The organism is Corynebacterium glutamicum ATCC 13032 (assembly GCF_000011325.1).
Taxonomy (GTDB): Bacteria; Actinomycetota; Actinomycetes; order Mycobacteriales; family Mycobacteriaceae; genus Corynebacterium; species Corynebacterium glutamicum.
This window is the reverse complement of sequence record NC_003450.3, coordinates 1,223,857-1,244,798: the sequence shown is the minus strand read 5'-3', so window position 1 is coordinate 1,244,798 and position 20,942 is coordinate 1,223,857. Positions and strand designations below refer to the sequence as shown.

Sequence of the window (20,942 nt, the reverse complement as noted above, 5' to 3'; positions counted from 1 at the left end):
CTTCCTTGTTGGGCCTAAGGTTGGTTAACTTCAACCTTGACTGGTCCCGCAACCTCAAGCTCAAGCACCTTAATGCCAGACTCACGAGCATCTTCCAAAACCTTGTCTGGAATTGGCTCAGTGGACAGCACCATGGCGGTTGGGCCGGCACCGGAAAGGTATGCCGCGTAGCCACGGTTGCGCAGGCGGTTTACCCACTCAGAGGTAATAGGCAACACTTCTGCACGATAAGGCTGGTGCAGACGGTCACGAGTACCCTCCCACAGCAAATCAGGACGCTGCTGCAACGCAACGATCATCACTGCAACGCGGGACACGTTAAATCGCGCATCGATGTGAGTGACTTCAGTGGGAAGGACTCGGCGCACAGCTTCGGTGGATGCGTGGAAATTAGGAACCAGCGCAGTCGCACGAATATTGTCCTGCACCTCAAGTGGTACAGCAGCATACTGTGGCTGGCTCTTGCCGTCGATAGACAGATTTGTCCACGACACCACTGCTCCACCCAGCACAGAAGCCGCAGCATTATCTGGGTGGCCTTCAAAGGCAGAGGACAACTGAACAATCTGCTCTTGAGTCAGCGGGAAATCCGCCAAACCATTAGCTGCAGCAACACCAGCAACCGCCGCTGCAGCAGAGGAGCCAAGACCACGAGACTGCGGAATGTTGTTGTGGCACACCACTCGCAATCCAGGAACTTCAGCGTCAGCTGCCTTCAGGCCAGCACGAATAGCTTTAACCACCAGGTGGGAGCCATCAAGAGGGACTTCGCCTTGGCCTTCGCCAAAAACTTCCACTTCCAAGCCAGATGGAATAATTTCCACTTCGACAGTGTCGTATACCGACAGTGCCAAACCTAAAGTGTCAAAGCCAGGTCCGAGGTTTGCAGAAGATCCAGGTACCGTGACGGTAACCTTACGACCGACGTTCAGTTCAATTGCCATGTCAGTAAAATTAGTCCCTTTCGAGGCGGATCACACTGTTGATTGCCTTAACAACAGGCTTAGCCTTCAGCAGTTCAACGGTGCGGGAAAGATCAGATTCCAGCGCAGAGTGGGTGACCACGATCAGACGTGCATCATCATCGCGCTCTTCCTGTCGGATTGTACGCAGGGAGATTCCTTGCTCAGAGAACAGGCTAGCCAATTCAGCCAAAACCCCCACGCGATCTTCCACATCCATGTCGAGGTGGTAACGAGTGGTGGTCTCACCGAAATCAGCGATCGGCAGGTTAGCGTAGGTGGACTCACCTGGAGCACGGCCACCGTGCACCTTGTTTCGTGCGGCACCAACGACGTCGCCAAGCACAGCAGACGCGGTTGGCGCGCCACCTGCACCGTTTCCGTAGAACATCAGGCGACCAGCTGCTTCTGCTTCAACAAAGATTGCATTAAAGGACTTGTTTACCGACGCCAGTGGGTGGGACACAGGTAATAGAGTCGGGTGCACGCGAGCAGAAATAGCCGACTTTCCTTCCTTGTTGGTGAACTTCTCACAGATGGCCAACAACTTGATGGTGTGGCCTGCCTGCTGTGCTGCCTCAATGTCGGCAGCGCTGATGTTGCTGATACCTTCGCAGTACACATCATCCGCGGTAACACGGGTGTGGAAAGCGATGGATGCCAAAATTGCAGCCTTGGATGCGGCGTCATGGCCTTCGACGTCTGCAGTTGGATCAGCTTCGGCGTAACCCAAACGAGTTGCCTCAGCCAAAGAATCTGCATAGTCAGCGCCGGTGGAATCCATGGCGTCCAAGATGAAGTTGGTGGTGCCGTTAACGATGCCCATCACAGACTGGATCTGATCGCCAGCCAGGGAGCGACGCAGTGGGCCAACCACTGGAATTGCGCCTGCAACAGCAGCCTCGAAGTACAGGTCAACGTTTGCGGCTTCCGCTGCATCAGCAAGCTCAGCAGAGTGAGCTGCAACAAGAGCCTTATTGGCGGTAACAACAGACTTGCCGGCCTTCAGAGCTGCGAGAACTACCTCACGTGGGTACTCAATGCCGCCGATAACCTCAACGACGATGTCAACATCCTCGCGCTCGATGAGTGCAAAAGCGTCCTCAGTGAGCAGCTCAGGTGCAACGCCTTCACGTGGCTTTGAGATATCAGAAACAGCAATGCCACGAACCTCCAGTGGGCCACCAATGCGGTGCGCAAGTTCATCACCGTACTCGGTCATCAGACGCATCACCTCAGTGCCGACTGTTCCGAATCCTAAAAGGGCAATTCCGACTGCTGAGCCGGGACCCTTGCCGGGGTTAAAGCTTGGGGCAGATGCTGAGGTCATGATTCTCCAAAAATAATCGCGGTCGAGCGTTGTTGTCCTATTACTTTGTTTCGGCCACCCTACATGTGTCCAAAACAAAAAGGGTACCTAGCCACTATAGACCAAGCTGTTCATTTTTGCTTTAAAGCCCCGAAATTCGATTCACCTTCCCAGCTTTTTAGTTTTCAACGGAAAAACTCTCAAGATTTTTAGTATATTTATGAAATCTAATATCAACCCGGGGAGGACATTTTGGAGCTTCGCTCAATCATTGTTGGTGCAGGCCTTACAGCCATTGCACTGAGTTCCATGCTGTCGCAGCCAGTACAGGCCTTCACCATGACCATTGAGATGGTGAGTGTATTTTTCACATGAACCACTCTGACGACGATCGCATGCAAAAGTGGTTCCAGATCCGCCGCGAACTGGGCAAAGAAATTGTGAAACAGCTTCAAAAGGATCTGCCCGCAGTCGCCTCTGACATCGGCTCCATGGTGTATTCCTCTGATCAAGTTCCCCTCGGAAACGCCACGCTCACTGCATACGGAGACATCGGCAACCGAGTCGCTTCCGCTGCAACAAGTGCGAGATACAACGTAGAGGAACTCCTGGACGCAATCGAAAACGCACGATTTGCCATCTGGGTTCCAAATTACGACAACTCCTACTACCTCTCCGGCGAGGAAGGTGCCGACGAATTCCAAACATACCTCATCAAAGATGCGTCAAGATTTCTTGAATCCTCCGGGAATACTCCACCCGAGAACCCGCAGTACAGCGACTCCAAATTAACCTTTGCTAGCGAACTACTCCCCTTCTACACCGCATTTAACAACTCGACCTACCCACTACTTCATGCTTGTGTGCAAGGTGAACCAACTGAAGTAGACCTCTACTTCTACGAGCTCGAGCAGGCAGAATTGAAGGAAAAAGAGACTGCACAGCTCTCGAGTGGATCAAGTTTTGGCTCCAGTTAGTCAGAATTCTCCTAAAGGGCGACTTCACGCGGTCGACTTCTTAACACCGACTTCTTCCGCTCAACTTCTCGTGCGCAGACTTCATACGACAATGACCGGCTTTTCGACTGATGTCGCCTCATGAGAAGTTGAGCACGCGAAGTCAGCACACGTGAAGTCGAGCAATAAAACCTCTGAAGCCTCGACTGCAGACCCCTAGACACCTTAAGTTCGCAAAGAAACCCAGAAACCCAAAACCGCCCTCCACGGCGAAGGTGAAGGGCGGGGTCAGGCGTCGAAAAGCGTTATGCCTCTAGTGAGAGGATGTCGTCGAGCGTTTCGCGGCGCAGCATGAGGCGGGAGCTGCCAGCGCGGACGGACACGACGGCGGGCCGTGTGAAGGCGTTGTAGCGGGAGCTCATGGCGTAGCAGTATGCGCCGGTGGCTGCGAGTGCAAGGAAGTCGCCGCTGGTGATGTCAGATGGGTAGATTTCATCGTTGATCAGGATATCGCCGGATTCGCAGTGGGAGCCCACGATGCGGGTGCTTACTGGGTCTCCTTCGGCGAAGCGGGATACTACGCGGGCGTCGTATTCGGAGCCGTAGAGTGCTGGGCGGATGTTGTCGGACATGCCTCCGTCCACGGCGATGTAACGGCGGGTTTTGTCGTCGTCTACGTGGACGTCTTTGGTGGTGCCGACTTCGTAGATGGTCACGGTGGAGGGGCCTGCGATAGCGCGGCCGGGCTCAACAAGCACGGTTGGTGCGTCGATGCCTAGTTCCGCTGCCATTTTTCCGACTGCGGTGAGCAGGTCGGAGGCAACTTCTGCGACGTTGAGTGGTTCTTCAGCTGCGGTATAGGCAATGCCGTATCCGCCACCGAGATCCAGTTCAGGAAGGGCAACGCCCAGTTCGCTGTGGATCTGTGAGTACAGGCCCAACACGCGTTCTGCTGCCAGCTTGAAGCCTTCGGCGTCGAACACCTGGGAACCAACGTGGCAGTGCAGGCCAACCAGGTTCAGGTTTTCTGCGTTGTTGGCGGCTTTTGCTGCTTCGAATGCGGAACCGGATGCCAGGGAGAATCCGAACTTCTGGTCTTCGTGGCTAGTGGCGATGAACTCGTGGGTGTGTGCTTCGATGCCTGGCTTTACGCGGATCAACACGTCCTGAATCTTGCCTTCACCAGCGGCAACGTAATCCAACAGTTCTAGTTCCTGTGCGGAGTCCAGCACCACGTGTCCCACACCGTTTTGAACCAACGCGCGCAGGAACTCTACGCCTTTGTTGTTGCCGTGCGCGGTGATACGGCTGGCGGGGAAACCAGCGGCCAGGGCAATGCCCAGTTCGTTGATGGATGCAATGTCCAGTGCCAGCCCCTCTTCATCAACCCAACGTGCAATGGTCTTGGTCAGGAACGCTTTAGATGCGTAGTGCACATTGCCTGGTCCACCGAATGCGGTAGCCATGTCGCGACAGCGGGAACGGAAATCGTCCTCGTCGACTACGAACAGTGGGGTTCCGTATTCTTCAGCGAGGTCAGGCAGAGGCACACCAGCGACGGTGACAACGCCGTCTTCTTGGCGCACGGCATTGCGTGGCCATACGTGTGCGGGAAGTTCATTGAAATTTTCAACTGTAGCCATTGTTACATCTTCTCCGGTGCGGAAACGCCAACCAGGTGCAGGGCGTTAGCGAGGGTCTGGCGGGTTGCTGCTGCAAGTGCCAGACGTGCTGTGTGGATTGGTGCCGTATCCTCATCAACCTTTGGAAGGATGTGGCAGGAATCGTAGAAGCGGTGGAAAGTTCCAGCTAATTCCTCAGCATAGCGGGCAATGCGGTGTGGTTCACGTAGGTCAGCGGCAGCCTTCACCACTGCTGGGAACTCTCCGAGTGTGCGGATGAGATCGCCTTCGCGGTCGTGGGTCAGTAGAGATAGGTCTGCGCCTTCCTCGGTGACACCCAAGGTCTCTGCCTTGCGCGCGATGGAGCACAGACGAGCGTGTCCGTACTGCACGTAGTACACAGGGTTGTCGGAGGACTGGGATTCCCACAGGCCGAGATCGATATCCAGGGAAGAATCCACGGAGGAACGGATCAGGGAGTAACGCGCCGCATCGATGCCGATTGCTTCAACGAGGTCATCTAGGGTGACCACGGTGCCTGCACGCTTGGACATACGCACTGCCTTGCCGTCGCGAAGCAGGTTCACCATCTGGCCAATCAGGACTTCAACGCCTTCTGGCTTGTAGCCAAGTGCCGCCGCCGCTGCCTTCAGGCGCGCGATGTAACCATGGTGGTCAGCACCCAACATGTAGATGTTTAGGTTGTGTCCGCGGGAGAACTTATCAGCCACGTACGCGATATCGCCAGCGATGTAGGCTGCGTCGCCGTCAGACTTGATCACCACGCGGTCTTTGTCATCGCCGAATTCGGTGGAACGCAGCCACCAAGCGCCCTCGTTTTCGTACAGGTTGCCGTTGTCCTTCAGCACCTGCACGGCCTTGTCCACCGCACCGGACTCGAACAGGGAGTTCTCGTGGTAGTAGACATCGAAATCGGTGCCGAACTCATGCAGGGAAGATTTGATGTGCTCGAACATCATCTCCACGCCTTCAGCGCGGAAAAGCTCCTGGGTTGCGGCAGGCTCCAAAGCCAACGCTTCAGGATGCTTTTCGACGATTGCCTCCGCAATTTCCTTAATGTATTCGCCGCCATAACCGTCTTCTGGCGTTGGCTCGCCCTTCGCCGCTGCAAGAAGGGACAAAGCGAAACGATCGATCTGGCGACCGTGATCGTTGAAGTAGTATTCGCGGGTCACTTTCGCGCCGGAAGCCTCCAGCACACGACCCAAAGAGTCACCCACGGCAGCCCAGCGGGTTCCGCCAAGGTGAATAGGTCCGGTTGGGTTTGCAGAAACGAACTCGAGGTTCACGTCCAAGTGGGAAAGGTGATCGGAGTTTCCGAAAGTCTCGCCCTGTGCCAGAATCTTGGCCACAATTTCACCCTGTGCTGCTGCAGCAAGGCGAATGTTCAAAAAGCCTGGGCCAGCAATTTCAGCAGAATCAATGGCGTCATCTGCAGCCAATGCCTCTGCCAGCCAGGTAGCCAAATCCCGAGGGTTCTGACCGACCTTTTTAGCCACCTGCAATGCAATGTTGGTGGCGTAATCGCCGTGCTCTGGGTTACGCGGACGCTCCACAACTACCTGCTCCGGAAGAACAGAAGTATCGAGCTCGCGGGAGGTCAAAACCTCTACCGCGGTCTCTTTAATCAATGTTGCGAGATCAGCTGGTGTCATGGGGAGAAATTCTAGCCGAGGTACACCCGTCGCACAGAATACGACCCATACTTATAACAAATCCCTGCCTTTTTAATGAAAAATCATTGGTCTCTGTATATGCTTTTTGGGGTAACTGACCCAGAAAACAAACGTCCTTGGAGCCGTAATGCCCCGTTCGACAATAAAAAGGGTAGTAGCAGTTCTTGCCGCCTCGACTGCGCTTAGCCCCTTTTTGGTATCAATGCCCACTGCAGCAGCGCAAGAAAACATCCGCTGGGAAGAATGCCCACCTCAGGTAGATATTGCCTCCGCTCAATGTGGCAGCATCGACGTGCCCATGCACTATTCTGATCCCTCACTTGGCGATATCAGCGTGGGCTTTGTCAAGGTCCCTGCCCAAGGCGAAAAGCACGGCACCATCTTCGGTAACTCCGGTGGCCCTGGTGGCGATGCCTATAGCTTCTTCGGCAGCCAATCCATGAACTGGCCAGAAGCCATGTACCAAAACTACGACCTCGTTGCAGTGCAGCCTCGCGGAATGGTCGGCTCCACACCGGTTAACTGCGACAACATCGCACCAGGATACGATTTCCTCTCGCTGCTCACCCGCGAAGGCGCTTTCGTTAAAGAATCCTGCGAGATCGGCACCCCCGGCTACACCTCCAGCCTGACCACCGACAACACCGCCAACGACTGGGAGCGCGTCCGCCAAGCACTTGGCGATGACAAGATCTCCATCTTCGGACTGTCCTACGGAACCTACCTCGGATCGGTCTACGCCACCCGCTACCCACAGCACACCGACAAGGTTGTCCTCGATTCCGCAATGGCGCCCAGCCTGGCATGGAACGGCATCATGGCCTCCCAAGAACAGGGCTACAAAAACTCCCTCAACGACTTCTTCACCTGGGTTGCAGAAAACAACGACACGTATGGCCTCGGCACTACCCCACTAGCCGTGTACCAAAACTGGTCAAACAAGATCGTCGCCGAAACCGGAACCAACCCAACCGTTGCTCCACCACCAGCACAAGTTGGCGATGTCCCACCAGCATTCGCATGGGCCGGCCAAGCAGGCGCAGACATGATGACCGCCACCAACCCAACCTCCGTGCAACTCCAGGGCCTTGCCACCCAGCTCCTAAACCCTGGATCCAACCAGTCACTGAGCCCTCTGCTCAACGTCACCCGCGCCTACATCCCACAGCCATCAACCTGGCCCATGCTCGCAGGCGCCATCTCAGGGCAAACACCCATCCCTGACGTAACTGACACCGGCGACGACCCATACGTCATCGAAAGCATCAACGCCAGCGTCAACATGCAGCGCATGGTCATGTGCAACGAAAACACCGTCGCACCAGACCCAGTAGCAATGGCACGCATGGCCTGGACAAGCATGGTCACCGGCGACGTCTTTGACATTTACTCCGTTAAATTCAGCTCCGGACAAGCCTGCTCCGGCATCACCCCAACAAGCGGCCGCCAGCCAACCGACGGATCTCAACTAGCAGTCCAACCACTACTCCTCCAGGGAACCAGCGACCCACAAACCCCATACTGGACCCACAACGAGCTTGCCGACGCCATGAACGCCCACGTGGTCACCGTCAACGGACCAGGACACGGCCAATCCATCGGCGGCACCAACCAAGCAATCAACGACATTGTTGTGGACTACCTCCGCACCGGACACACCGACGCCACCTGGGTCGAAGGCAACACACCCACCCCAATTACGGCTGGCTAATTGCTTTCCACTTAGTAGATGGTGATAGAATCACACCGTTGTCATCACCCACTAAAGGAGATGGTGACGGTTCGCCTCCGTAGCTCAGTGGATAGAGCACCGGTTTCCGGTACCGAAGGTCGTAGGTTCGACTCCTATCGGGGGCACATTAAATACCTCCAACATGCTGTTTGCACAGTATGTTGGAGGTTTTACTATTCCACGAGGGAACCCGAAGTAGGGCAAAGTAATCCCGCTTGTCATGGAATTGTCGTGGTCAATTTTGACCTCGCAGGAAACCTTTTCGACGGCTCTGCAGTCTAACTAATTCATAGTCTTTCTGACTCAATATCTTGCAAAGAACCAAGGAAGATTCGTAGAAGATGCCCACCCTGATGGATCAACAACGAATGACGAGTATCAAACCTACGCAAATATGCCGGTCAGTTCCGACAATGTATTTTCTGGATTGCTAACCGTCGACTCCCCTCTAAAAGGGCATATTAATGAGTTTGAAGCAAGAGAATGGCTGAGCTCACCGAGTCGATCGCATTCTGCTTCTTCAAGAGGACCCGGATCTATACTTAGCAAATAAGCGTCGAATCAACTTTGGTTTTGTCACTTCTGAAGCCAAACTTAAAAACAGAACAAACCGCAAATAGACGTAATAAATAGTCCCCATCACACAGTGATGGAGACTATTTACCTCTAATGCCACTTTTAAGGGGCTTTTCAACGCTTCTAGGCGAACGAGGAAATCGATAATCTTGGATCTACCCCAGAACTGGGATTCAAAAGACGTCTCTACTATATTTCGCAGTGTCTCTCTCAAAATCCTTGTGCATCAAATTCTCTTTCAAGCGCTGAAGTCTCGACCAAAAATCTCGTTGAAAGTTATCGCAGAGGGTAACTTCGCCTCTCCGCTGTCAGTGGTTTCAACTGGAGGTTTAAGTGACTTCACTTCCCCGTGGATTCTTTCCATCTTCACTGAGCTCATCAAGGATTGACTGAGGAACTTCTTGTTCAAATTTGTAGTAGATTTTGTGCTCGAGGCTTGCCCAGAAGTCCATGGCAATGGTGCGGATCTGGACTTCAACATTGACCTTTTCCACGGAGTTAGACAGGAAGACAGGCACTTGGAGGATAAGGTGCAAACTCTTGTAGCCGTTCGGCTTTGGGTTAGCGATGTAGTCTTTGGCCTCGATGACCGTGACGTCTTTTTGGTTGGTCAGCATATCGGCGATTGCGTAGGCATCTTTGAGGAAACTGCAGACGATTCGAATGCCTGCGATATCAAACACTGTGTCTTTGATAGCTGCGAGGGAGAGCTCGTCTCCTTTTCGGATGACCTTTTTGACGATGCTTTCTGGTGTCTTCAATCGTGAAGATACGTGCTCGATAGGTGCGTATTCGTGCAGCTGGCTGAATTCAGTTTTCAGGATGTTGATCTTGGTCAGGATCTCATCAATGCCAAATTGGTAGTTGAGCATGAACCCCGTTAATTCGTTGCGGAAGTTCTTGATCATCTGAATTCTCTCGGCGTCCAGGAGATTCTCGGGCGCTGGCAAATTCTCTGACATTGGTGGTGACCTTCATTCTGGACTGGGGGTACTTCTATCCGACACTAGTAGAAAGAAGAAACTGGGCACTGATCACCACATCAGTACCCAGCCATTGGTTATGCGATCTGTTGTATTTCCGAGCGTTTAATATCACTTGCTTGCGCAGCATCTTCTTTAAGTGTTGGACGCAGCAACAGCATGGCGATGCTGATAACAAGCAGCACGCTTGCTTCGTGAACGAGCATGCCAACCGACATGGTAACTCCGCCAAATAGGACGCCAGCTAGTAACACCATCACGGTAGCCAACGCAATCAGAATATTGATGCGCATGGTTCTTACGGTGCGTTTTGCCAAGGTCACTGCATGTGCCAGCCGTGGGAGACGATCCGCCATGAGTGCGATATCAGCGGTTTCAATGGCTGCAGGGGAACCTGCCACGCCCATCGCTACTCCGATATCAGCAGCTGCCAATGCTGGGGTGTCGTTGACTCCGTCACCCACCATCGCGACCGTTTTGCCGGCAGCTTGCAGATCACGCACCAGTTCTAATTTCTGTTCAGGGAGTAGCTCTGAGTAGACTTCATCCACTCCCAGCTTGGAGGCCACGTTTTGTGCAACGCGGTGAGCGTCGCCAGTCGCCATGACAACTTGAATGCCCGCCTTATGCAGCGATTCGATTGCTGAGGCAGAATCTGAACGAACGGCGTCGGCGACGGCCACGATTCCAATGGCGTGTCCGTTCACTCCGACAAACATCGCGGTCTTTCCTTCGGCATTTAGCTCCAGGATCCTGGTCGAGTCTGGTTCATGATCAAGTAACTCAGCAGATCCAACAGCAACTGCCTGTCCATCAACATTTGCGATAATGCCTCGGCCGGTGATGTTTTCAGCTGCTTCCACCAATGTTGTGGACAGCCCCCGATCCTGGGCACCACGGATGATGGCGTCGGCAAGCGGATGTTCTGAAGCCGTCTCGGCGCGCGCGGCGAGCTCCAGCACCTCGCCCTGGCTGTAGGCGGGCTCGATGACTTCTACGTCTGTGAGTTCTGGGCGGCCGGTGGTCAGCGTTCCAGTTTTGTCCACGACAACGACGTCGACTTTCGCGGCGGTTTCTAGGTATTCTCCACCCTTGATCAGCACGCCATCGCGTGCAGCACGGCCGATGCCTGCGACGATGGACACCGGGATGGAGATAACCAACGCGCCGGGGCAGCCGATCACTAAGAGCGTCAGTGCTAGTTCTACGTCCCAGGTGATAAGTCCCACCACTGCGGCGGCGATCATGACGCCCGGGGTGTACCACTTAGAGAATTTCTCTAAGAATGTTTGTGTGCGGGCTTTGTCATCCTGGGCGTCTTCAACGCGGTGAATGATTTTTGCCAAAGTTGAGTCTGAACCAATTCCTGTTGCCTCGACTCTCAAAACACCAGATCGCAGCCAGGTTCCTGCATACACATCAGAGCCTTGACCCTTTTCAGCCGGCATTGATTCACCCGTGATGTTGGATTCATCAATTCCACCGACACCCGCAATCACGTTTCCATCGACGGGAATTTGTTCGCCATTGCGTACCAAGACGATGTCACCGGGCTCAAGCTCCCACAGCTCAACTACCTCTGTTGAGTCATCCGCGTTGAGCCTTGTTGCAGTTTCTGGAGCTGCATCCACCAGATCCGATAGTGCTTTTCGTGTGCGGTTCATTGTCGCGCGTTCCAGTGCCTTGCCAAGGGCAAAGAGGAACGTCACCGCCGCAGACTCCCAATAGTTGTTGATGAACATGGCACCAACGGCAGCCACAACGACCAGTAAGTCAATCGACACCATTCGAATGCGAAGTGCTTGATATGCAGACTGCGCGATCGGCCAACCTGCAACAATTGCAGCCGCGATCATGAATGCATCTGCCAGCATCGGGCTCGATGAACTCAACCACGACAAAATAATCAAGAGGCCTGAAGCTCCGACGACCCCCCAGGTCTTCCACGTTTTCATGATTTCTCCCTTTCTCTCTTTTCCTTACTTTTAACGTTATGGTTGCGCTCTCTGAACTTCCTTGACCTGCGTCAAAGAGCTCCAAAAACAGCCACTCCCCGAATAGACGACAAAGCCACCGGTCCAACTTGTGGCTCCGGTGGCTTGTAATGGTCTAACTGAGAGTTTTAGATTGCTGATGGCTTTGCGGTGTAGCCAACCTCTGCGACTGCAGCGACTAGATCCTTGATAGAGACCTTGCTGGGGTCGTGATCAACAAGGATTCTTCCGGAGGAGAACTTCACCTCTGCATTGTCGACGCCATCCAATCCATTCAATTTGTTTTCAATCTTGGAGACACAGGATGGGCAAGAGAACTCATCAGAGCGAAGAGTTGTTTGCTTGAGAGTGTTTGGGGCGGTCATGGGAACCAGTCCTTTCGGTAACTTTCGGTGCCTTACGGTGCCAGTGTTTGTCTGAACACATTTGAGTCTAAGGACTAGCCGAGTGAAGTTCCTTGACCTAGATCAAACAAGCGGAAAGTACTAAAAGTCCTCCCCGATTATGGCATCTAGCTGCCGTTCATCGACCACGGCAATCCATTCCCTACCGCTATCAATGACCCCTTCTTTACGTAATCGCGCCAAAACTCTAGAAGTAGATTCCACGGTGGTGCCTGCTAAACCCGCAACATCTTCCCGCCGGATTCGAACTTGAATGAGCAAGATTCCATCGGGTCGTCGTTGCCCGATTTTTCGTCCCAGAGTTCTCACTGCAATAGCTACTCGTTGCTCAACTGTGGTCGTAGTCAGGTTAATTTCATGATCTCTGGCTGTAGCCAAACGTTGCTGCTGCATCCGAATCATCGCCAAAGCAAAACTTGGATGCTGTTCAATCACAGTTGCCAACGCGGTTGCTGGAAGAAACAGCGCACAGGTGGTTTCTATTGCCCAAGCGGAATCTACTGCCGGCTGAGGTTCTGTATCTATCGCACCAATAACATCGCCGGGCGTTGCAATATCAACGGTGAGTTCTTTCCCGTCGATGGTGTCGCGAGAGACCCGCACTCGTCCTGCGACAATGAGGTAACTGCCGTTTAAGTTCTCACCTGCGAGGTACAAAGGATCATCTTCTGCCCACGACCACGCAGTTAGTGACTTATCTAACTCGAGGTGTTCAAGTTGATTTAGACCTTTAGTAAGCGGTGACCTGGACATCGCTTTCAATCGCACCTCTTGGGAACAAGAATGTGGCTGTGCGCAGGATTTTCTTACAGGGTTTTGGCTATCAGTGCTCATAAGCCCATGCTACCCAGGATATTTTCATTTGCCCCATAAACTTCAGTTTCAACGAAACCCTGTATGGGGGCGAATTTGGTCACTTAAAGATTAGCGAATTCAATCACATCGGTACTTCTACGTGTATTTAATTGAGAAAGCCAACACGCTGTCCGCTTAATTGGTTCAGCGCTTGTGACAGGCTATTCTAAACTGATAGAGAATCTAAACTAATGAAAACATCTTTTTCTAAGCTTTTGGACAGCGACGCCAAATAATAAGAGTTAGATTACAATTCCCTTAAGCAAGATTTAAGAATTGGATTCGAGTCGGTACCGCTTGAAAGTACTTTGCGTAAGTTCCCACCGACTGCCCCTAGTTGTTGCGAATATTTATAGATTGTTGAGAAAGATGAACATGAAGACGCACCCGGCTTCCGCCAAGCAGACCACCGAGCTTCGACTCCTGACAGCCACCGTGTACTTCAAAGCACTCAATGAAGTCCACAACGTCATGCAGATGATCGACCCACTAACTCCAGTCGTTCCCATCACCACGGGCACCTCAGTTGCCGAGCTTTATGCTGACGCCCGCGAGCACCTCGACAATGGTGCAACCCAGGTGATGATCCCCGTCATTTCACCTTCCAACCTGACCTTGTCAGTAGTTGCCCTGGGCAATGAAGAGGTTGACGCACTGGGCCATTCCGAAGGACAAGCAGTTCACTCCCTTCTGGAAATTCATACCCCGAAGCGCAGCTGGCCTCTTTCCGAGCTTTATATTGATGACAATGAGGGTTTGGCTCAGGTGTCGCGCTGCTTCGCCCGCCTTGTTGGCTAGTCCCACCCCACCAATTGCATATTAAAAAAGCCTGCCCCAACTTCTGGTGCAGGCCTTCTGCGTTATGCAACGCACGTTAGAAGCGATTTTCTCGGGATGGGATGATCAGCCACGCTAGGGCGTAGAACAGGATCTGTGAACCTGGCAGTGGAAACAGAACCGACGCCACGAACGCGAGACGCACATAGGCCGGATTCCAACCGTAGGTCTCTGCGAGGCCACCAGCGACGCCGCCGATCCATTTGTCGGTGGTGCTTCGGGCGAGTCGTCGAGATTGTGCTGGGAAAGTCATCGGGATCAAGCTCCTTTATGGCTGATTGAGTTTTTCTTTCTTCTTCAATCATCGCCAATAAGAACCTAGAGCACATCGGGGATTTCCCCTCTCCTAACCCCTAAAAACCCCTGAGAAAACGCTCCAAGTAAACCCTTACAGCTCTGCCGCGCGTTGGTTGTTGATCTCAATGCAGGTGTTGGAGTTCAACACTGCGGTGAGGTAGGAACGAAGTCCTTCCATGTGGCGTTCTTCCATGGGGTCGAAAACTAGTTGGCGGACTGTTTCTACATGAGCAGGTACGGCATCCTTGAGGCGTCGTTCACCTTCCGGGGTGATTTCTACGTTCACACCTCGTGCGTCACCTGCGCATTTAACCTTGGCCACTAAGCCCTTTTTGTCCATGCGGGTGACTTGGTGAGAGGTTCTACTGCGGTCCCAATCTAGTTCTTGGCACATGTCTCGCAGGCGCATTTGCTGACCCGTTGCCTCAGAAAGAGTAACTAGTACTGCAAATTCTGAAGTGGTCAGGTTGTGGTTTTCCACGAGGGTCTCATCTAGTGTGCGTTCCATTTTGCGGGTTGCAGACAAGATCATGCGCCAGAGTTGTTGCTCTTCAGTGGAGAGCCATCGTGGTGTTGTCATATCACCTACCCTAGCCTGCTCCTGAAGATTTATTCAAAGAACCCCCTGTTACAAGCTCAATACACAGCAGCCCACTCTCCGGCCCAACAAACAATTTTATTCACGCCTCCACCTGCGGGTTTTAGTTTCCACATCAAGTTTTTTAGAAATATTGTTGACACATCATCAATCTTGGCTAGTATAGAACACGAACAACGGCAGCGACACAAACTGCACAGATGCAAGAGTGTCGGTACCGTTAAAAAACGAAACACACTTTCACCGAAAAGGACTTCACAATGAGCAAGTTGACTGGCACCTGGACCCTCGACCCTGCACACACCGAAATCAAGTTCGTGGCTCGCCACGCAATGGTTACCAAGGTTCGCGGTGAATTCACCGAGTACACCGACTCCATTGTCGTAGATGCTGAAAACCCAGAGAACTCCTCTGCAAAGGTTGTTATCAAGACCGCTTCCGTTACCACCGGCAACGCAGACCGCGATGCACACGTTAAGGGCGACGACTTCTTCGCAGTAGACAAGTTCCCTGAAATGACTTTCGAAGCTACTTCCTTTGTTATCAAGAACGAAAACGAAGGCACCGTTACCGGCGACCTCACAATTCGTGACACCACCAAGTCCGTCACCCTGGACGTTGAGGTTGGTGGCGTTGCTGAGGATCCATTCGGCAACACCCGCCTTGGCTTCGAAGCCTCCACCGAAATCAACCGCAAGGACTTCGGCGTAGATTTCCAGGCTCCACTCTCCACCGGTGGCGTTCTGGTTTCTGAGAAGATCAAGATCGAGATCGACGGCTCCGCAATCAAGGCTGCTTAAGCGCCCACAAACAAAAAGCCGCGGCACCTTCAGTAATTGCTGAAGGTGCCGCGGCTTTTGGCGTCGAGAAGCATCTTTTTAAATGATTGATGCTCGCAGGAACAGGTAAATGCAGATCACGGCGATAACAACGAGGACAGGCGGAACTGTATAGCCCACCACTTGGCTGAATTTGATCTTGAAATTGGCCAAATATGGCAGCGCGAAGAACGGAATGAGCAGGTTGGTCGCGCCATCACTCATTTGATAAGCCTGCAGGACAAGGCCCATGTCAGCGCCAAGATCCACTGGGGTTGGGATGATGTACGGGGCTTCGATGATGAATTTCGAGCCACCTGAAGGCACCGCGATGTTGAGCAGTCCAGAGTAGAGGAACGCGATGACAGGCCACGTGGTTGCCGTGGAAATCGAGGTGAAAAATCCGGAGATCACAACACCCAGACCGGTGAAGGAAATCAACCCGAAAATGCCTGCGTAGAACGGGAATTGAAGAATGAATCCCCACGTTCCTTGGATGCCTTCGCGAATAAGCTTTGCTTAATACTCTGGCCCGTAATTAGCGGTGAGCACCATGCCGAGTGACAGGAACAGGAAGTTGAAGGAGTTCAACGTCAGTCCGGTTACGCCACCTGTCCACAGGCTGAACACGCTGTAGAGCAGGCCAATTCCGCCAACGAAGTACATGATCCAGCGGCTCGCATTGGCTTTTTCAGCAGGGGTCGAACGCAGAATGGAGATCTTTTCACTTCCCGCTTGGATCTCTGCGAGGAATTCATCAGAAATCGTCTCCGTCTTGTCCTTGCTCTTTGGATGCATGAGCAGCGCAAAACCAGTGGTAATGATAGAACAAATCACCAGCAAGATTACGTCCATCACCGGATACACAAGAACTTGGTGGGTGATCTGATCGCGCAGCTGTTGAGCGATGACCGCCGCAATATTGCCACCGGCGCTGTCCCCGCCGACTGCCACTAGATGCTGGTTAGCACTGGCGAGTTCACCATTGAGGACAGCTTCCGTGACCACTTGGCAATCATCCAATGCAGCGAGAAAAGGATGTTCCGGTGCACGGCGATAATCCACACTGATACACAGGGCGCCTGAAGCAACGGCAATATCGCGCACGGTGGAATCCACTGATTCAAGGTCCCCCAAAACCCATCCGCCACCATGGAAGTAGATAAAGACAGGAAGCGGCCCGTCGTTGGGGTGCGGATTGTATATCCGCACTGGCACGCCCTTGATCAGAACATCGTGAACATACGCGACAGAAGTCTTCTCCCCCATGAGATGCCGGGTAGCTTCACTAGCCACACGGTTTTCCGCAGGAGTCCTCGTATCCAGATCAGGAGCTTTAGAGGTGAGCTAAACAAAATGCTGGGCTTCTGGATGAAGACTCATGGGAAATGCTCCGTTTCGCTGCATGAGTGGCTGCAGGGGTTGGTTACTTGATCAGCTACTTGCTTGGCTTTTTGCTCAGCTACAGCAGAGCGTTGGCAGTTTTCAATGACTCGATGCTGTGCTTTTGGGTGACCTCTACATAGTTGTACCGGTCTGGAACACAGGTGAGAACAAACACCTGAGAGTCCTTGCCTGCATCACTAAACAGAGTAGATATGCGGGTCAGTCGCTCTGGGTCTGTGCTCCCCAATGCATCATCAATAAACACAGGCACAGCACCTTGCGCGGAGGATTCTGCTACCAATTCTGCGATAGCAAAGCGGGTGAGGATTGCCAGCTGTTCCTTTGCGCCGCCAGAAAGATTGGCAAGGTCCACTGTTCGTGGTCCTATGGAACGACTGGAGATCTTCAGCTCATCATCAAGATCAAAGTCTGCTGATTCTCCAAATACGGATGCTGCCAGCCTGGATAGTTTGTCCGCGAAGGGTGCTGCGTAGCGCTTTCGGGATTCATCACGGTAGAACACCATGAGGGCATAGAGGCGACGTGCAGCGTGGGCGCGACGTTGTTCTGATTCAAACCGGTTTTCAGCTGCTGTCAGCGCAGACTTAACTTTATCTAGTCGTTCTTTCGCACCTGCAGCTACACCGATGAGGCCTTCCAGGCGCACCAACTCTGTGGTGGCATCAGACACTGCCGTTTTATACGATCGCACATTTGCTTCAGCAGCATCACATAAGCGTTGAGCCATGTCTGGGTTGGTTTTTGCCAAGACCTGTTCAATCTCCTGCTTCTGTACCCGCACCCCAGCTAGAGCTTCAGCGCACCGCTGTACAGCAGCATCAACTTCGTCATCCGAGGTTTCTGCCACTGCACGGTCTAATTCAACTTGTGCGGAAGAGAGGTTTCTCTGCAGTGCTGCGAGCTGAGCGTTGAAAACTGTCAGAGCTTTATCTACGGGACGCGAACGCAATCCATCAAGTGCTGCATTTGCGTGTTTATGCGCCTCCGCAGCGAGCTCTCTGGACTCTTCTGCCTCATTCAACTGAGTTTGCGCATCATCCACAGAAATTGATGGGTCTAGATCCTCTGGGACGTGCAGGCCTTCTAGCTCGGCACGTAAAACTGTTGTTTCTGTCCCACCGCTCATGCGCTGTTGTTCGCGAACCAGTTCTGCAATATCCGCGTCTCGTTGCTCTTGGGCAGTGAAACGTTCCCTGAGCTGGTCCAAGTCTGAGACGTCGAGTTGATCAAGCAGCTCCGCCAATGCTGCCTCGGCGGATTCAAAATCGGTGCGACTTTCCGCTGCTGTTTTTCCTGGGTTAATCACCAAGGTGACATCGCCGACCACGACGGTGAGTTCTCGGTCGAGGGCAACTGTGGTTCCAGCGTCGGTAGCTGAAACGGTGTCATCACCTAGTTGAATGTCGGTGGGTGTGGAAGCACTGAGGGTAATACTTCCCTGCTGCGCTTCAACGAGCGTCCTTTGGATATCGACCTCGGTGATCGCCTTTTGCAGAGCATCAATATCACGCTGGCTCACACGCACCGATGAGTGCTGGACGCTGCGCAATTCGTAGAGGCGCTGCCCAATTCGATCAAGTTCACCAAGCATAACCGTGAGGTGTTCTTTACGGTCACGGTTTTTGATTCCAGCAACCGATTGACGTGCTGCTTTCACCTTTTCAACGGCCAGAGTTTCAGCTGCGCGCGCTGCCTCGAACTTTTCACTTAAGGCTAGGAATTCTTCTGCTTCACGGGAAGCTTCTTGCGCCAGGTTCTCTTGCCCTGCTTCAGCCTTTTCGACTTCTGTCTGTGCTAATTCCAGCTTATTGCGGAGTTCTTTACGTCGTTTCTGAGCTCCTGTTGCCTGCTCTAACTGTTCTTCCGCCCGGGAAAACTGCGCAAGGATTTCCGTGGCTTGAGCCTTAACCTTTTGGGCTTCCTCCAGTTCTGCTTTCCTCCCTGCGAGTTCTTCCTCTGCCTTGGGTAACTGTGCTGTGGCCTGATCCCGATCAATTTCCAATCGTTTAACTCGGTCAACATGGGAGGAGAGCTTTGCTACTTCAGCGTTAGCCTCATCCAAATCAGTACGAAGGGTTTCCACCTGTTTGGAAAACTGTAGGAACCTCGTATTCGCCTTTCCGGAGTTGGTGTAGAACTTTAGGTATTCCTTTTCTACAGCCTCCATGAGTGCGGTGTCTTCGGTGGCATCTTCGGTATTGCCATTTTGAGCGTTCAAAGCGCTGGTCAGGGTAGGAATTCCTACAGCGCTGATACCTGCTTCTACTTCACCCTGTTTCATAAACAATGCGTCAAGCAAAGAGGTGTCCAAATGGCTTTCCAGTATTTCTGCCAGTGCAGCTTCGGCTTCTAGTCCACGGTGGTTGGATGGACGTGGCTCGATGACTTGCAGTTCTGCGGCTGTGGATTTTAGGAAGCGTTTGTGTATGCGGAATCGAACCGTGCCTACGGTTGCCTCGAGGGTGATGCTGATGGGAACATCACGGTCAACAGGCTGAATGGCCTTGATCGTCTTGCTGGTGGTTCTGTGTTTACTATTCAGAACTGTTTTTATGGCTTCAAGGATTGAAGATTTGCCTTGCTCATTGTCACCGTGGATCACGATAACGCCCTGGTCAGGAATGTCACGAAGTTCTAGATGTTCGATGGCTCGGAAATTGTCAATGATGATTTCATGAATACGCATGTCTTAGACCTCCCGGCTTAGTCGGAACAATAGGTTGAGCGCATCGCGGTCTTCTTCCGGCGCTGCACCATTGACCACAGAGTCAGCGAGCTCTCGCAATACTTCAGCGGCGTAACCTGTGGCATCGAGATTGGCTAATTCTTCCTCCCCTGGCTCCAGCACGAGGTCAGTGGTGCGTTCCCGAGGCTTGAGTGAAGCAAAGACATCTTCTAACCCAGCGATGCCTTCTTCCAAACGCCTGTTTTGTTCCAGGGTGATGGTTCCGCGGAGACCATATTTGATGACTGTTCGAGATTTATCAGGGTATGCCTGCAAGGTATCCAAGAAATCTTCCACATCGGTACCCGAGGTGATTTCTTTAGATAAAGCGTGGAAGGTCCACTTCCCCACCTCGACTTCTTCGACTGAAACGTCACCCTTTGAGGCGCTGACAATGAGAACTTTGCCAGAGTTCACCTCACCGCCCACACGGTCTGGATCTAAGTCATGGAAGTCTGTGGTCTCTGGAGCTCCAGAAAACCAGACTTTTCCACTGGTACCTACTGGCTGAGCCGAGTGGGTATCGCCGAGAGCGAGGTAGTCAATCGTACCGTCAGCCAATTTGGCTTCAACAGTGTTCAGATCGATTAAGTCAGCCCGGTGGTCAGTGGTGCGAGCTTCTGCTTGGCCGTGCCCCACAGCGATACGGACGTTGGAGGTTGGTTCCAAATCTTTCAATGCTTCTGCCACTAGATCTGAAGTAGCCATCTTGTGCAGCAAGGGTGCTCCAATAATTTCCACCCCAGGGGCCACCCCATGCACGGTGGTGTCCGACAAGATTGTCACGCCATCAATATCTTTGGCGCGGTAAAACAACGAATCCGCTGTTAAAGGATCATGGTTACCCGGCAGCAGATAAACCGGCAGCTTTAAGGATCGTAAGGCTTCTAAGGCACGTCCAGTGGTGCGTTGTTCTAAAGAGTTGTGCTCGAAGACGTCGCCGGCGAGCACAATGAACTCGCACTGATTTTTCCGTGCGATCTTGCCCATCTTTTCGATGGCCCTAATCCGGTCATCGTCAAAACGGGCCTGGGCTTCATCGGATAAGAACCACCGTGTCATGCCTATTTGTAGGTCCGAGGAGTGTAAAAACTTCACTGTTGTATTCATAACGCCCATCTCATCATGCACGGTGGACATGGTTTCCTATTCGGGGGTAGACCACAACCA

Annotated in this window: 16 protein-coding genes, 1 tRNA gene and 1 pseudogene; 5 read left to right on the top strand and 13 right to left on the bottom strand. The window is 52.8% G+C overall.

What is annotated here, in order from left to right:
* Nucleotides 1-14: 14 nt before the first annotated feature.
* Together thrB and CGL_RS05895 are read right to left on the bottom strand one after the other, a co-directional pair.
* Complete coding sequence (thrB, locus tag CGL_RS05900; protein ID WP_011014183.1) at nucleotides 15-944, bottom strand: homoserine kinase; 930 nt, start codon at nucleotides 942-944, stop codon at nucleotides 15-17.
* A gap of 10 nt (nucleotides 945-954) precedes the next feature.
* Nucleotides 955-2,292: a homoserine dehydrogenase gene (locus tag CGL_RS05895; protein WP_003854900.1), complete on the bottom strand. Its 1,338-nt coding sequence runs from the start codon at nucleotides 2,290-2,292 to the stop codon at nucleotides 955-957.
* A 350-nt stretch (nucleotides 2,293-2,642) separates the two neighbouring features.
* Between CGL_RS05895 and CGL_RS05890 the strand changes: the two genes are divergently transcribed.
* The gene (locus CGL_RS05890; RefSeq protein WP_011014181.1) at nucleotides 2,643-3,248 is read left to right on the top strand and encodes a hypothetical protein; all 606 of its coding nucleotides are present in this window, start codon (nucleotides 2,643-2,645) and stop codon (nucleotides 3,246-3,248) included.
* 284 nt (nucleotides 3,249-3,532) lie between these two features.
* Here CGL_RS05890 and lysA read toward each other — a convergent pair whose 3' ends face one another.
* Both lysA and argS read right to left on the bottom strand, forming a co-directional pair.
* Nucleotides 3,533-4,870 (bottom strand): diaminopimelate decarboxylase, encoded by a 1,338-nt coding sequence (lysA, locus tag CGL_RS05885; protein ID WP_011014180.1) that lies wholly within the window; start codon nucleotides 4,868-4,870, stop codon nucleotides 3,533-3,535.
* 2 nt (nucleotides 4,871-4,872) lie between these two features.
* Complete coding sequence (gene argS, locus CGL_RS05880) at nucleotides 4,873-6,525, bottom strand: arginine--tRNA ligase (RefSeq protein ID WP_011014179.1); 1,653 nt, start codon at nucleotides 6,523-6,525, stop codon at nucleotides 4,873-4,875.
* A 223-nt stretch (nucleotides 6,526-6,748) separates the two neighbouring features.
* Here argS and CGL_RS05875 point away from each other — a divergent pair, with 223 nt between their 5' ends.
* Both CGL_RS05875 and CGL_RS05870 read left to right on the top strand, forming a co-directional pair.
* Nucleotides 6,749-8,257 (top strand): alpha/beta hydrolase, encoded by a 1,509-nt coding sequence (locus CGL_RS05875; RefSeq protein WP_011014178.1) that lies wholly within the window; start codon nucleotides 6,749-6,751, stop codon nucleotides 8,255-8,257.
* A 73-nt stretch (nucleotides 8,258-8,330) separates the two neighbouring features.
* Nucleotides 8,331-8,403: transfer RNA gene (locus CGL_RS05870), tRNA-Arg, on the top strand.
* Nucleotides 8,404-9,183: 780 nt separating this feature from the next.
* On the opposite strand, the gene CGL_RS05865 is transcribed toward CGL_RS05870, so the two are convergent.
* The 4 genes from CGL_RS05865 to CGL_RS05850 form a co-directional block, all read right to left on the bottom strand.
* The gene (locus CGL_RS05865; RefSeq protein ID WP_011014177.1) at nucleotides 9,184-9,816 is read right to left on the bottom strand and encodes a GTP pyrophosphokinase; all 633 of its coding nucleotides are present in this window, start codon (nucleotides 9,814-9,816) and stop codon (nucleotides 9,184-9,186) included.
* 98 nt (nucleotides 9,817-9,914) lie between these two features.
* A complete protein-coding gene (locus tag CGL_RS05860; RefSeq protein ID WP_011014176.1) occupies nucleotides 9,915-11,792 on the bottom strand; it encodes a heavy metal translocating P-type ATPase in 1,878 nt (625 codons plus the stop codon).
* 167 nt (nucleotides 11,793-11,959) lie between these two features.
* The gene (locus CGL_RS05855) at nucleotides 11,960-12,196 is read right to left on the bottom strand and encodes a heavy-metal-associated domain-containing protein (RefSeq protein WP_003861284.1); all 237 of its coding nucleotides are present in this window, start codon (nucleotides 12,194-12,196) and stop codon (nucleotides 11,960-11,962) included.
* Between the two features lie 120 nt (nucleotides 12,197-12,316).
* Nucleotides 12,317-12,988, bottom strand: coding sequence for a Crp/Fnr family transcriptional regulator (locus CGL_RS05850; protein WP_011014175.1), 672 nt, complete (start codon nucleotides 12,986-12,988; stop codon nucleotides 12,317-12,319).
* Nucleotides 12,989-13,465: 477 nt separating this feature from the next.
* On the opposite strand from CGL_RS05850, the gene CGL_RS05845 reads away from it, so the two are divergent.
* Nucleotides 13,466-13,888, top strand: coding sequence for a hypothetical protein (locus CGL_RS05845; protein ID WP_011014174.1), 423 nt, complete (start codon nucleotides 13,466-13,468; stop codon nucleotides 13,886-13,888).
* 76 nt (nucleotides 13,889-13,964) lie between these two features.
* Here the strand turns inward: CGL_RS05845 and CGL_RS05840 are convergent, their stop codons facing one another.
* Nucleotides 13,965-14,180 carry a PspC domain-containing protein gene (locus CGL_RS05840; protein ID WP_011014173.1) on the bottom strand — a complete coding sequence of 72 codons (216 nt, stop codon included), beginning with the start codon at nucleotides 14,178-14,180 and terminating at the stop codon, nucleotides 13,965-13,967.
* A gap of 135 nt (nucleotides 14,181-14,315) precedes the next feature.
* Nucleotides 14,316-14,804 (bottom strand): MarR family transcriptional regulator RosR, encoded by a 489-nt coding sequence (gene rosR, locus CGL_RS05835; protein ID WP_003861276.1) that lies wholly within the window; start codon nucleotides 14,802-14,804, stop codon nucleotides 14,316-14,318.
* Between the two features lie 278 nt (nucleotides 14,805-15,082).
* Here rosR and CGL_RS05830 point away from each other — a divergent pair, with 278 nt between their 5' ends.
* Nucleotides 15,083-15,622 carry a YceI family protein gene (locus tag CGL_RS05830; RefSeq protein WP_003854913.1) on the top strand — a complete coding sequence of 180 codons (540 nt, stop codon included), beginning with the start codon at nucleotides 15,083-15,085 and terminating at the stop codon, nucleotides 15,620-15,622.
* 78 nt (nucleotides 15,623-15,700) lie between these two features.
* Here CGL_RS05830 and CGL_RS15630 read toward each other — a convergent pair.
* From CGL_RS15630 to CGL_RS05810, 3 genes and pseudogenes are all read right to left on the bottom strand, one after another.
* Nucleotides 15,701-16,909 (bottom strand): annotated as a pseudogene (locus CGL_RS15630) (TIGR00366 family protein).
* 193 nt (nucleotides 16,910-17,102) lie between these two features.
* Entirely contained in the window at nucleotides 17,103-19,733 is a 2,631-nt protein-coding gene (locus CGL_RS05815; protein WP_011014170.1) for an AAA family ATPase, read from the bottom strand.
* Between the two features lie 3 nt (nucleotides 19,734-19,736).
* A complete protein-coding gene (locus tag CGL_RS05810) occupies nucleotides 19,737-20,912 on the bottom strand; it encodes a metallophosphoesterase family protein (protein ID WP_011014169.1) in 1,176 nt (391 codons plus the stop codon).
* Nucleotides 20,913-20,942 lie beyond the last annotated feature (30 nt).